The sequence below is a fragment of the Micromonospora sp. NPDC049529 genome (assembly GCF_055586685.1).
Genome location: NZ_JBVJHT010000002.1, coordinates 436,480 through 449,216 on the forward strand (window position 1 = coordinate 436,480; position 12,737 = coordinate 449,216).

The window sequence follows — 12,737 nt, forward strand, 5'->3', positions numbered from 1 at the left end:
AAGACCGTTAGGGCCCACCCCCCTGCGTGTGTCTCCTCCCCCCCCCCCCCCCTCCCCCCCCCCCCTCTCCCCCCCCCCTCCCCCCCCCCCCCCCCCCCCCCCCCCCCCCACCACCGAGGGATGACCGCGATGCCGGGGCTGTACTTCATCGGATTGCCGTGGCAGTCCCAGCGGGGTTCGGCACTGTTGGACGGGGTGGACCGGGATGCCGCCCGGTTGGCCCGGCGCATCGTCACCCGGGCGGGTGCGACGGGGCGGACGGTCAGCTGAGCCGGCCGGACACGTAGCTGTTACGCAGGGCGGCCCGTTGCCGTTTCCCACTGCTCGTACGCGGAATACCGCCGCGCGGCAGGATCACCACGTCGGCCAGGGAGAGGCCGAACACTTCCCGGACCGTGGTGGTGATCTCGGCGCGGATCCGTGGCCAGTCCGGTGTCGCCGCCCGGGATTCGATCACCGCGACCACCGGTTCGGTGCCCTTGTCCTCTACCGGGTGTGAGAACACGGCACTGGCCCCGGCGTCGACAGAGTCGTGTTGCTCGATGACGGCCTCGACGTCGTACGGCGGCAGGTTACGCCCGCGGACGATGAGCATCTCCTTGGTCCGACCGACCACGTACAGTTCGCCGTCGTGGCGTAGCCCGAGGTCGCCGGTGTCGTGCCAACCACCGGGCGGGGTGTCGATGCCGTCGGCGGTGAGGTAGCCGGCCATCACCGAGGTGCCGCGCACGTGGATGTGCCCGACCTGACCTGCCCGGATCTCCCGGCCGGTGTCGTCGGTGACGCGCACGGTCAGGCCCGGAACACTCGTCCCGCAGGACACGATCGTGCGGGACGGTCGTCCGGGGATCGCCGGCGCGGCCAGGTGCCGCTCGTCGAGGGACGCCCGGTCGAAGTGCCGCCACCGCACCCGCCCGAACGACGAATCCGTTTCGGGGCCGGCGTCCAGGGCCAGGGTGGTGGCCAGCACCGTCTCGGCCATGCCGTAGCAGGGGATGAGGACGTCGTCGCCGAGCCCGTGCGGGGCGAACTCCTCCTGGAACTGGCGCAGCACGGTCACCGGGATGGGTTCGGCGCCGACATACGCCTGCCGTAACGCCGACAGGTCCAGCCCGCTGGCCGGGCGGGACTGCTGCCGATCGGTGGCGGCGCGGTAGGCGAACGGTGGTGCGGCGGTGATCGTGGAACCCCGTTCACCGATGTGACGCAGCCACGACAGGGGGTCGCGGACGAACCCGACCGGTGGCATGAGGTCCAGACCGATCCCGGTGCTCAACGCGAGCAGCACCTGCACCAGGCCCATGTCGTGATACAGCGGCAGCCAGCTGAAGATGCCGTCACGGCCCGGACGCAGCGAGGTGGACGCGGTCAGCACCGCAAGGTTCGCCGCGACGTTCGCATGGGTCAGCAGGACCGCCTTCGGCGCGGACGTCGACCCGGACGTGAGCTGGATGTGGTGCACCAGGTCAGGGTCGGCCGCCACCAGCGCGTCCGGCGTCAGCCGTCCGTGCCCCCGCAGATGGCCGGCGGTGAGCAGCGCGACCCCGTCGGGAAGGGCCACGGCCAGTGCCGGGTCGGTGGTGATCACCGCGACCGGGCGTACCGCGGCGACCGCGGCGTGTAGGTGTCGCACCCCGGCCGATGCCGGATCGGCAGGTTTGTTCGGCGGCGTCACCGTGCACGGGGCGACCCCGGTGAGCAGGCACGCCAGCAGGACGGTCAGGTAGTCCGGGCCGGTCGGGGCCAGCAGCAGCACCCGGTCACCACGCCGCACCCCGTACCCAGCCAGACCGGCGGCGGCGACGAGGGCGTCGTCGAACAGCGTGTGACGGGGAATTTCGGCGGTGAGCCCGCGGGAGTCGAAGAACCCGACCGGTGGGGCGTCGAGATCACCCATCGTTCGGTACTCGACGGTGTCGGACAGGACACCGGCAGGGGCGCGCACCGGACTCACCCCTGCTTCCGAGCGGCCTTGGCCGCTGCCTTTTCCCGGACGTACTCGACGACCTCCCCGACGGTGGCGAACTGGTAGGCGCGGTCCTCGGGGATGTAGACGCGAAACTTGTTCTCGATCTGCGTCATCATCTCCATCAACGCCAGCGAGTCGACCGGCAGGCTCAGCAGTGGGGTGCCGACGTTGAGGGCGTCGAGGTCGACCTTCGCCAGGTCGTCCTTGTCGAGGATGACGGTCAGCGCCTCACGCAGACCGGCAAGGACTTGCTCCGGTTCGGGCACGGTCGTCGGCTGTGCTGCCATCGGTTGTCGCTCTCCTTCTGTTCGCGCTGTTCACGGAGCGGTGGGTGGTCAGTTGTCGCGGGGGTCGAGGCCGAGGGCGGCCTTGCCGATCATGTCGCGCAAGGCGCCCAGGTTGGCACCCATGACGGCGCCGGCACGGGCGTCGCGGTAGTGCCGCTCCAGCGGGTTCGAGCGCAGGAACCCGTTGCCGCCGGTGACCTGCATGGCGGTGTCGGCGACGGAGATCGCGGCGGTGTTGCACACGTACTTGGCCATGTTCATCGCCGGCAGGGCTTCGAGTGGGTCGGTGTCGGCGGTGACGGCGGCGTGCAGCAGTGACAGGTACGCGGTGTGCAAAGTGGTGGCCATCTCGGCGACCTGGAACCGGACACCCTGGTAGGCGGCGAGGTTCGAACCGGTGTTCGTGTGCACCCGACGGGTGACGTGTGCGGTGGCGAAGACGTCCGCGGCGCGGGCGACGCCGAGTGACGCGGCGGCCAGGCCGAGGACCAGGGCGGGTAGGGCGTGGGCGAGCAGTGGCATGCCGCCGCCGTGCCCGCCGACGCACACCGCCGCCGGGACCTCGCAGTCCAGGACGACGGTGTTCGCGCAGTTCGCGCGCATCCCCATCGCGTCCCAGGTCTCCTTGACCGTCAGCCCCTGGGTGTCGGCGGGCAGCAGGAACATCGACTGGCCCCGGCGGAACTCGCTCTCCCCGGAGTGGGTGTTGATCAGGTAGTAGTCGACGTGACCGGCCCCGGTGCAGAATGCCTTCGTCCCGGCCAGCGCGAACCCGCCGTTGTCGGTGGGTGTGGCCCGCAGTTGCGGGTTGAGGATGTTCCCGCCGGTGCCGGGCTCGGAGAACCCCCAGGAAATGAGTTTCCCGTCGTCGATCACCCCGCGCAGTGCCTGCTCGGTGCCCGGGTCGTGGCTGGCTGACAAAAGGCGGGTGGCGCCGCAGTGCATGGCGAAGATCAGGGCGGTCGATCCGCACGCTTCGGCGAGTTCGGCGACGGTGAGGGCGTAGGTGACCATGTCCGCGCCCAGCCCACCGCGTTCCTCCGGGATGAGGAGCCCGAGGAGACCGGTGTCGGCGAGGTCGACGAAGTTGTCGGTGGGGAACTCGCCGGCGCGGTCGTACTGGGCGGCACGGGGAGCCAGACAGCGGCGGGCGACGGCCCGGGCCTGGTCGATGATGTCCTGCTGGGCGGTGCTGAGGGTGAAGTCGACCACGGTAGGGCTCCTAACGTCCGACGGGAACGGGCACGCCGCCGCGCAGCGCGGTCACCGTCGCCGCGAGACTGTCCGGGGTGTGCCAGCGGGCGTCGATGATGCGGTAGTCGGCGGTGGGTGCGGCGCGGGCCGGCTGGTACACCGCGTTACCCCAGACGGTGAGGGTGGGACGGGTGGTACCGGCCGGAAGGGGTTCGCGGTGGCCGTGGTTGAGCTGCCACCGCTGGTGCGGGCTGATCGTGTACGGGGTGTCGCACAGGACCTGGCAGCCAGGCGGCCCGGTCCGGTGCTGCCGCGCGGTGGGGCAGGACCGGCCGTAGCCGACCGGGACCGCGTCGACGAGCTGCCGTACCTGCCACTGCCGCTCCTCGGTGTCGAGTGCGGTGTCGGTGTCGATCTCGACGGCGGTGACGCCGTGCTTGGCGAGCACCGTCAGCAGGGCGACGTCCGTGGTGGCCGGTGGTGGGGTGGCGTCGTCGGGGTTCCCACTGTGCGCCCGGGCCCGACTCAGCCCGAGCCCGGCGACCAGGGTGCAACCGGGCGGCGGGTCGGCGGCCAGGGCCAGCGCGGTACCGATGTCGTTGACGGCGATGGTGAGCGGCCCGTCGGCGGCCACCTCCCGCAGCCGGTCGAGCAGCGTCGAGGCGCTGCGTGGCCAGGCGATCGGCGCGACGAGCACCGGGGCACGGCCGGCGGCCCGGACCCGGTCGAACGCAGCCCGCAGGACGTCGGTCTGCGGGAGTTTCGCCAGGCACCCCTCCTGCCCGATACCGATCGCCTCGGTGGAGAGTGCGAGGGCCTCGTCTAGGCGGGCGGGGGTGGTCAGGCGGATCTCGATGGTGCTCATCCCGTCGCCTCTCACACGTAGGCCCGCTGTTGCGGGGTGTCCCTGAACCGGCACCGCTCCTGGTCGCACAGGCGCGGCATCCAGCCCATCTGCCACATCAACTCGACCCGGTCGATGGCCTTGATCACCTCGGGCATCGGCGTGTTCGCGGCGTGGCCCTTGACCGCCCGCCGGTACATTTGGGTGATCTTCGCGTTCTGCCGCAGGTTCGGGCTTTCCCGGCCGGGGATCTGCAACGCGGTCACCCCCATCCCGATGAGGGTGTGGACGTCGCAGAGGCCGCAGTCCGAGGCGCCGTCGAGGAACCCACCGAGGTCCAGGCCGTGGGTGTCGCCGTAGCTGCCGGTGTACCCGGCCCGGCACCCCAGGCCGATGCCGGGAGTGTCGGGTAGCCGGCAGCGGGTGCAGTCCAGGCCGGCGCCGGTCTGTACCGGCACCTCGATCTCAAGGCCGTCGAGGGCGCAGAACATCGCAACCTCGTCGAGGGTCACCGTGTGCGGCAGCACGATCCGGCGTACCTGGTAGACGTCGCGCAGGAACGCGGCGTAGTCCGGAGTCGACACACCCATCGCATTGCCGGCGACCAGGGTGGTGGCGTCGCAGCCGGGTGCCAGCCACGCACAGGCCGCGAGTGCGCCGACCACGACGGTGTCGACACCGGCGTCGACACCTCGGGTGACGTGTTCGAGGTAGGCGTTCTCATGCGCCGTGGGGATGACGGGGGCGTCGGCGCAGAAGTGGACGCGTAGTCCGGCGCTGTGTGCGGCGGTGACGAGTTCGCCGAGCAGGGCGGGACTGGACACATGGGTCGGCTCGTCGTCGCGGCGGGCCGGTAGGGCGTCGAAGCTGACCGGTACTCCGGCCGGGGGGCGAAGGGCCAGGTAGATCTCGGTGGTGCCGGCGGCGATCTGCAGTTCCAGCATCTTCAGGGAACGGACCGGGGAGTTCAGGCCGATCGGTGCCCGTCCGCCCCGGCCGTCAGAGGGTGGAATTGGCGTGTCACGGGGCGCGCACGGTTGCCCCGGCCGGGGGTCACCGGTCACGGGTGACCCCCTTCGTACAACGGGCCGGGCGCACGGCGTTCGGTCCGGTGGCGGCTGTGTCTACTGTCCCCGGGTGGGTGTCGTGGCTGGTGATGGCCGTCATCGGGCGGCCCCCGCCTGGGCGGGGGCCCGGGTGCCGGACACGCTGCGCAGCCGGGTCACCGCGGCCACGGTGGCGAGCGCCGCGGTGCTGATGTCGGCTTCGGTGGTGGTGGGGCCGAACGAGTACCGGACGGTGGACCGGGCCTGGTTGTCGCTGATCCCCATCGCGGTGAGCACATGCGAGGGGGAGTCCTGCCCGGCGTGACAGGCCGAGCCGGTCGACACGCAGATGCCGTGCATGTCGAGAACATCGGCGAGGGTGTCGCCGCGTACCCCGGCGAAGGCGACGCTGACGGTTTCGGCCATCACCGGGTCGGTGGCGTTGACCTGTACCCCTTCGAGGGCGTCGAGCAGGTCCAGCATCCGCATCCGCAGGTTCCACCGCTGCTGCCGGTAGCCGGGATCGCCCAGGTACGGCAGCGCCGCGCCTGCGGCCGCTGCCAAACCGAGCACACCGGGAAGGTTCTCGGTGCCGGCGCGGCGGCCGGCTTCCTGCCCGCCGCCACAGACGAGGGGTTCCAGGGTGTGGTGGGCGGCCAACCGGAGTGCCCCGACGCCCTTGGGGCCGCCGAACTTGTGCGCCGAGATCGACACCATGTCGGCGGTGAGCGTGTCGATGGGCAGCTTCCCAGCGGTCTGCACCGCGTCGACGTGCATGAGTTTCCCGGCGGCGTGGACCAGGTCGGTGATCCGCTCGACCGGCTGGATCGCCCCGGTCTCGTTGTTGGCGTGCATTACCGAGACCAGCACGGTGTCGGGGCGGATCGCCGCGGCCACCCGCGCGGGGTCGACGTGACCGGACGGCTCGGGGGCCACGACGGTGACCTCGACGCCGCGGCGGCGTAGCGCCGCGGCGGACTCCAGTACGGCGGAGTGCTCGATCGCGGTGGTGACCAGGTGGCCACGCCACCGCAGCGGCGCGAACGTGCCGCGCAGTGCGAGGCTGATCGCCTCCGACCCGCCGCCGGTGAACACCACCTCGTCCGGGGTGCAGCCCAACAGTGCGGCGACCTGGGCGCGGGCGTCGTTGAGCGCGTCGTGTGCCGCCTGCCCGAGGCTGTGCCGACTGGACGGGTTGCCGAACAGTTCCATGCCCCGGCGGATCTGCTCGGCGGCGGACGGACACAGCGCGGTGGTCGCGGCGTTGTCCAGGTAGACGATGTCCGGCAGGTCCTGCGACAGGGACCGCTGCTCAGGTAGCACAGGTGATGGGGTCGTCATCGTTCGTCCCTCCTCGGAAGTTGTCGACCAGGCGGTGGGCGACGTCCGCGCCGAGCGCGGCGACGTGCCGTTGGTCCGGGGCGAGACCCCCGGCGAGTGTCACCAGCCTGCCGGCGTCGAGGTCCTTGACCTCGTCGAGCCCGAGGCCGGTGATGGTCGTGGTGAGCAGGCTCGCCATGGCCAGGGAGGCGGAGCACCCGAAGGCCTGGAACCGGATGTCGGTCACGACGTCGTCGCTGATCCGGGCGGTGAGCAGGATCTGGTCACCGCAGACGGGGTTGCCGATGAACGCGCGAACGTCGGCGTCGGCGACCTCCCCGGAGTTGCGCGGGTTGGTGAAGTGGTCCACGACGGTGGCACTGAAACGTGGCATGACCGCGCCCTACCGGCCGTCAGCATCGGCGCTGGCGGGTACGGCGCATTCCGCGACGATGTCCCGGCTCTCGATGAACTTCTCGATGCTGACCGCGCAGCACCCGAGTTCCGCGCCCTGCCGACGGCGGCGGAACGACACTGTCTGGCCGTTGCGCCCGCAGGGGCAGCCGGACTCGTCGACCTCGCCGACGTCGTCGGAGAGCAGGAACCCGGGGTACGCGGTGTTCAGGGCGTCGAGGATCGCGATCCCGCCGGTCTGTCCGGCGGGCAGCTCCACCGCCGGGTCGGTGACGTCGCGGATGGAGATGTAACACCACGGCGGGACGTGCTTGCGGTGGTGCTCGCACTCCACCGCCAACATGTTCGACTCGATCATCCCGTACATGTCCCGGATCCGGTCCGGTGCGACACCGAGGTACCGCTCCAGCTTCCCGTCGAAGTCCTCCCGGCTGATCGACTCACCCGTGTACCGCTTCCACCCGCCGAGGGTGATGACCAGCGACTCCGGGTCGAGCTTGACCTCGATCTCCTCCAGCTCCAGGAAGCGCAGCAGGCGGTTGACCAGGAACGGCGGGCCGATGATGTGCCGGGTCATCTCCCCGTCCCACTTGCGCAGGTAGTCCAGCGCCTCCTCCGGGTCGAAGGCGTAGTCCCGGACCAGGTAGACGTGGTCGTCGAAGACCCCGTTGAGCAGGTTGAACACCTTGACCATGCCCATCTCCGGCGTCTCCGCCGTGGACGGACACAGGAACAGCCCGGCGCCCTTGGACACCGCGAAGAAGTCCCGGTACGAGCCGAAGATCCCGGTGACCGCGCGGGTGACCGTGGCGGTGTCGCGACGGGCGACACTGGGCACCCCGCCGGTGCCGGTCGAGCGGATCTCCAACTCGATGTCGGTCAGCGGCGCGGTCAGCAGCACGTGCGCGTCCGGACGCTTGAACATGCTCACCGGCAGCAGTGGAATCCGCGCCAGGTCGGCCCGGCTGGTGACATCGGCGGGTGTGACGCCGTCGGCGTCACACTGGGCCCGGAAGAAGTCGTTGCGGTCGAAGTGGAAACCGAACGCCTCCCGCAGCACCGAGGTCAGTGCCGCCTCCCACTCCTGCTGCGGCAGCCGCATCGCGGCCCCCGGCGCACCCAACATCGTCGCCAACCCCATGTTCGGTCCTCCCTAAGAGACGTACCGACCGCGCACAGTCACACCGCCGTGCCGTGGCCGTCACTGACGTTGCTACTCAACGGCGTCAACTATGACGGTAGTACTACCGCGATAGTCAAGCCGGTTGAGCTGTCGTACGATGGCCACATGGTCCGGTTGGGTGAGCTTGAGCGGGCGGTGATGAACTGCCTCTGGGGTGCGCCGGACCGTGCTCTCACGGTTCGCGACGTCCACGAGGCGCTGCTCGCGGGTCGTCAGATCGCCTACACCACGGTGCTGACCACCCTGCAGCGGATGGCCCGCAAAGGGCTGCTTGACCAGCAGCGCGACGAGCGGGCCCACCGCTACCGGGCGGTCGCCACCCGGGACCAGATGTTCGCGGAACTGCTCGCCGACGCCCTCGGGGTCGTCGAGGGGGAACCGGGGGTGTTCGTTCGATTCATCGACGAACTTGCCTCTGGTGAGCGGGCCGCGCTCCGCGATGCCCTTGACGAGGCATCGAAGAATTCACCAGACCGCAACGCCTGATCGAGCACGAGGCCCGTGGGGAGGCATGTGCGTGGGGCCCTTATTGCTAACCGTGATCGTTACCCTTTGTGCGTCCATGATCACCTTGGGGGTGGGGCGGGGTACGTGGGCCTATCAGGTGCCGTGCGCCGCGGTCGGACTCTGGCTCGGCGCAACGCTCGCCGTACCCGTGGCCGCCGTTGGCGCACTGTGGATTCTGATCCAGGACCAACACACCTGGCAGGTGACGAACGTTCTGCCCAGCGGCCTCGCCGTCCTGGCCAGCACGGTCCTGCTGATCATCGCCTGGCAGGTCGGTCGAACATTCCGGGTCCTGAACACCGCCGCCCGGAAACGTCGCCGCCGCCACGAGATACTCATCGACCTGTTCGCCAGCCAACGCCCCGACCTCGGCAAGGTCAACGTCATCCCGGACCGGCGACTGTTCGCCTACAGCGTGCCCTGCGTCATCTCCGGACGCATCGTGCTGTCCCAGGGAGCGCTGGACCTCCTCGACACCGCGCCACTCAACGCCGTCCTCGCCCATGAGCGCGCCCACCTCTTCGCCCGCCACCACCTGGTGCTGCAACTGGCAACCGCGGTCGCCGAGACGTTCCCACGGCTGCACGCCACCGCACTGCCGGGACGGATCACCGAGCTGATCGAGATGTCCGCCGACTGCTATGCCCGGCGCCACATCGGACGGCAACCCGCCATCACCGCCCTCACCGCGCTCGCCGACATGCCGCTTCCCGTCGGCGCGATGCCCGCCGGAGGTCACGCCGTCGCCCTGCGGCTCAGCCACCTGCACGCCGATCCCCACTGTTGCGGAACCGCGCGCTCGCACGGCACCTTCGCCGCCTCGGCCCTGCTGCCGGCGCTGCCCGCCGCGATGGGCTGGGTCAGCTACGCGATCGACCTGTGCCCGTGGGTGACGGTGTGAACGGGGCACTCCAGGCGGCCCTCGGCCAGCACTACGCCAGCCTGGGCGCCGAGCCCACCACCACTGCCGACGTCTCCTACGCCAGCGCGCAGGACTTTCGCACCGCGATGGGAGCCCTGCCCACCGGGGTCAGCGTCCTCACCACCCACCATCCAAACGGCGTCTGGGGCATGACCGTCGGCTCCCTGACCTCGCTGTCACTGAACCCGCCGCTGCTGCTGGTCTGCCTGCACCGCGCCTCCACCACCCTCGAACTCCTCGCCGACCACGGGCGGTTCGCCGTCAGCGTCCTCGCCACCGGACAGGAGCAGGTCGCCGACGCCTTCGCCCGGCCCCGCGACCACGTCACGACTGGGACCGGGTTCAGTGTCGCCGACGAACTGCCCCTCATCCCCGACGCGGTCGCCTGGTTCACCTGCCAGCACCAGCACACCTACACCAGCGGCGACCACGCCATCGTCATCGGCGCCGTCCGCCACGCCCACCGCCGCGCCGGTGAACCCCTCATCCACCACGCCAGCCGCTATCGCCACCTCCGATAACCCCTCCCGCGATCTGGAAGGTAGCCATGCCCTACGGCATCCACGTCGAAGAGACCATGGACATCCCCGCACCGCCCGACCTGGTCTACGACACGGTCATCGATGTCACCCGTTGGGGACGCTTCAGTCCCGAGTGCAGCGGGGCGACCACCCAGGCACACGACGGACCCCTGCAGGTCGGCAGCAAATTCACCGGGCACAACCGACGCGGCCCGATCCGCCGCTGGACCACCCACTGCACCGTCACCGCGGCCGACCCCGGTCGACTGTTCAGCTTCGACAGCGCCAGGCTCGGCCTGGCCATCGCCACCTGGAGTTATCACCTCGAAGCGATCGACGGGGGAACGGGCACCCGCCTCACCGAGATCTGGCACGACAACCGCGGCTGGCTGATGCGCAGCATCGCGGTCATCGTCTCCGGCATCCGGGACCGGGCCACCCACAATCGCGAGTCCATGCAGATCACCCTCCAGCGGCTCAGGGCCCATTTCGAGGAGCAGCAGCACGCGGCCCCGCGTGACCGGGAACCCGCCCGCGGCGAGCACTGACGGGGTGCGGGCCCGGCCGGCCCCGGCCAGGCGCCCACCGCTGCCGTCGCGCAAGCAGAACCAGCACCGATGCCGAACAAATGTCGATACATGATTGTCTGAATTCAGCAAGCCATGTACTTTCAGGTTGACGGTGTCCGAGAACCCGCACCACTTCTGACAGAAAACTGCCCGCCCGCCCCGACTTCCCGGGCTGGCGGCGAGCGGAGGTAACTATGTCGAGGTCCGCAGACCGACAGCGCTGGTGGGCGCTCGGCGCGCTGACACTGGCCGTCCTCACCATCGGCTTCGACATCACCATCATGAACGTCGCACTACCGACGATGGCCACCGAACTCTCCGCCGGCACCGACGGACTGCAGTGGATCGTCAACTCCTACATCCTGCTGTTCGCCGGCCTCATGCTCCCCATCGGCGCGATCGCCGACCGATACGGGCGCCGCCTGCTCCTGCTCATCGGACTGGCCATCTTCGCGGCCGCGTCCGTCGCCGCCGCGTGGGCCGACACCGCGAACGCCGTCATCGCCGCGCGCGCCGCCCTGGGCGTCGGCGCCGCGATCATCATGCCCACCACCCTGGCCACCATCGCGGTGCTGTTCGACCCCGCCGAACGCGGCAGGGCGCTGTCCATCGTGGTCATGGGCATGGGCGCCGGCATTCCACTGGGCCCCATCATCGGCGGCTACCTGCTGGAGCACTTCTGGTGGGGATCGATCTTCCTCATCAACGTACCCATCATCGCCGCCGCGATGATCGCCATCGCCCTGCTCCTACCCGAGTCCCGCGACCCCGCACCACCCCGCGCCGATCTCCTTGGCGGACTGCTCTCCATCACCGGCCTGCTGTCCTTCGTCTACGGGGCGATCGAGGCACCCAGCCGAGGCTGGACCGACCCCGTCGTCCTCACCGCCCTCGGGGGCGCCGTCGTCCTCCTCGCCGCCTTCGTGTGGTGGGAGCTGCGCATCCCGCAACCCATGATCGACCTGCAACTGTTTCGCGGTCGACAGTTCACCTGGGGCAATATCAACGCCACCCTGACCAGCTTCGCCCTGTTCGGCCTGCTGTTCGTCGTTCCCGCCTACCTCCAGTTCGTCCTCGGCTACGACGCCTTCGAAACCGGCCTGCGACTGCTACCCCTCATCGGCGGCTTCGTGATCGGCGTCGGCGCCGGCACTAGGATCGCCGCCCGGATCGGCCACAAACTCCCCATTGCCGCCGGCCTGCTCCTCACCGGCATCGGTCTGGGAATCGGCAGCACGACCGATCCCGACAGCAGCTTCGGCTTCGCCGCCATCTGGTACGTGATCGCCGGACTCGGCATCGGCTCGGCGCTCACCCCGTCCATGGACGCGGTCCTCGCCGTCCTGCCACCCGAACGGGCCGGCTCCGGCACCGCCATCACCATGACCCTGCGCCAAGCCGGCGGCGCACTCGGCGTCGCCCTTCTCGGCAGCCTCCTGTCCCAGACCTACACCGACAAGGTCGACGTCACCGGCGTACCCGCCCCCGCGGTAGACGCCGCCCGAGACTCCATCGCCGGAGCCATCACCACCGCCGCCCGCATCGGCGACCCCACCCTCGCTGCCAGCGCCCAATCCGCCTACATCGAAGGCATGAATCTCGTACTCATCGCCTGCGCCGTCATCGCGATCATCGGCGCTGCGCTGACCCTCGCCTTCATGCCGGGACGCCGCTATCAGCAGCACGACGAACCCCCGGCACAACCCCGACAACCGATGCTGGCCAACGACTGATCGACCTCTCCCGCTGTATGGCTCCCACTGTCCCGGTGCGTTGGTGGACCGGACCTACGCACCGGGGACGGTGACAGCCGCGGGTCCGGCCAAGGCCGCACTTCAGGTCCACTCTGTCTCCAGGAAAGCTGCTGGAGGCAGAGTGGTTGACCGCCGACGTGCCGAGGGAAATCGCGCAGTCATCGCCTGACGCAGAGGTGGGACGGTCACGGCCCGCGTCGCCGTAGT

General features: G+C 70.1%; 14 protein-coding genes. 6 read left to right on the forward strand and 8 right to left on the reverse strand.

All coding sequences use genetic code 11. The annotated features are described in order from the left end of the window. The first annotated feature begins 120 nt into the window (after positions 1-120). Positions 121-270 (forward strand): hypothetical protein, encoded by a 150-nt coding sequence (locus ACZ6QQ_RS04630; protein ID WP_465874314.1) that lies wholly within the window; start codon positions 121-123, stop codon positions 268-270. On the opposite strand, the gene ACZ6QQ_RS04635 is transcribed toward ACZ6QQ_RS04630, so the two are convergent. The 8 genes from ACZ6QQ_RS04635 to ACZ6QQ_RS04670 all read right to left on the reverse strand — a co-directional run bounded on the left by ACZ6QQ_RS04635 (position 263) and on the right by ACZ6QQ_RS04670 (position 8,215). Continuing rightward, positions 263-1,945 carry an AMP-binding protein gene (locus tag ACZ6QQ_RS04635; protein WP_465874316.1) on the reverse strand — a complete coding sequence of 561 codons (1,683 nt, stop codon included), beginning with the start codon at positions 1,943-1,945 and terminating at the stop codon, positions 263-265. The two genes, ACZ6QQ_RS04630 and ACZ6QQ_RS04635, sit on opposite strands and share 8 nt — an antisense overlap. Positions 1,946-1,950: 5 nt before the next feature. Then, complete coding sequence (locus tag ACZ6QQ_RS04640) at positions 1,951-2,256, reverse strand: acyl carrier protein (RefSeq protein WP_465874317.1); 306 nt, start codon at positions 2,254-2,256, stop codon at positions 1,951-1,953. 48 nt (positions 2,257-2,304) lie between these two features. Next, complete coding sequence (locus ACZ6QQ_RS04645) at positions 2,305-3,468, reverse strand: acyl-CoA dehydrogenase family protein (RefSeq protein WP_465874319.1); 1,164 nt, start codon at positions 3,466-3,468, stop codon at positions 2,305-2,307. A gap of 10 nt (positions 3,469-3,478) precedes the next feature. Then, positions 3,479-4,315, reverse strand: a complete 837-nt coding sequence (locus ACZ6QQ_RS04650; protein WP_465874321.1) for a hypothetical protein — start codon at positions 4,313-4,315, stop codon at positions 3,479-3,481. 11 nt (positions 4,316-4,326) lie between these two features. Continuing rightward, on the reverse strand, positions 4,327-5,238 hold the full coding sequence (locus ACZ6QQ_RS04655) for a U32 family peptidase (protein WP_465874322.1): 912 nt from the start codon (positions 5,236-5,238) through the stop codon (positions 4,327-4,329). 219 nt (positions 5,239-5,457) lie between these two features. Further along, positions 5,458-6,681 (reverse strand): cysteine desulfurase family protein, encoded by a 1,224-nt coding sequence (locus ACZ6QQ_RS04660; protein ID WP_465874324.1) that lies wholly within the window; start codon positions 6,679-6,681, stop codon positions 5,458-5,460. Next, positions 6,653-7,054 (reverse strand): iron-sulfur cluster assembly scaffold protein, encoded by a 402-nt coding sequence (locus ACZ6QQ_RS04665; RefSeq protein ID WP_465874326.1) that lies wholly within the window; start codon positions 7,052-7,054, stop codon positions 6,653-6,655. The genes ACZ6QQ_RS04660 and ACZ6QQ_RS04665 overlap by 29 nt, the downstream gene beginning before the upstream one ends. Before the next feature lie 9 nt (positions 7,055-7,063). After that, on the reverse strand, positions 7,064-8,215 hold the full coding sequence (locus ACZ6QQ_RS04670; RefSeq protein ID WP_465874327.1) for a LuxE/PaaK family acyltransferase: 1,152 nt from the start codon (positions 8,213-8,215) through the stop codon (positions 7,064-7,066). A 147-nt stretch (positions 8,216-8,362) separates the two neighbouring features. Between ACZ6QQ_RS04670 and ACZ6QQ_RS04675 the strand changes: the two genes are divergently transcribed. From ACZ6QQ_RS04675 to ACZ6QQ_RS04695, 5 genes are all read left to right on the forward strand, one after another. After that, the gene (locus ACZ6QQ_RS04675; RefSeq protein ID WP_465874329.1) at positions 8,363-8,743 is read left to right on the forward strand and encodes a BlaI/MecI/CopY family transcriptional regulator; all 381 of its coding nucleotides are present in this window, start codon (positions 8,363-8,365) and stop codon (positions 8,741-8,743) included. A gap of 76 nt (positions 8,744-8,819) precedes the next feature. Then, positions 8,820-9,665 carry a M56 family metallopeptidase gene (locus ACZ6QQ_RS04680; RefSeq protein ID WP_465874331.1) on the forward strand — a complete coding sequence of 282 codons (846 nt, stop codon included), beginning with the start codon at positions 8,820-8,822 and terminating at the stop codon, positions 9,663-9,665. Further along, positions 9,662-10,207 (forward strand): flavin reductase family protein, encoded by a 546-nt coding sequence (locus ACZ6QQ_RS04685; RefSeq protein ID WP_465874333.1) that lies wholly within the window; start codon positions 9,662-9,664, stop codon positions 10,205-10,207. Before ACZ6QQ_RS04680 ends, ACZ6QQ_RS04685 begins: the two co-directional genes overlap by 4 nt. Positions 10,208-10,233: 26 nt before the next feature. Continuing rightward, positions 10,234-10,755: an SRPBCC family protein gene (locus ACZ6QQ_RS04690; RefSeq protein WP_465874334.1), complete on the forward strand. Its 522-nt coding sequence runs from the start codon at positions 10,234-10,236 to the stop codon at positions 10,753-10,755. A 215-nt stretch (positions 10,756-10,970) separates the two neighbouring features. Then, the gene (locus ACZ6QQ_RS04695; protein ID WP_465874335.1) at positions 10,971-12,509 is read left to right on the forward strand and encodes a DHA2 family efflux MFS transporter permease subunit; all 1,539 of its coding nucleotides are present in this window, start codon (positions 10,971-10,973) and stop codon (positions 12,507-12,509) included. Positions 12,510-12,737: the final 228 nt, after the last annotated feature.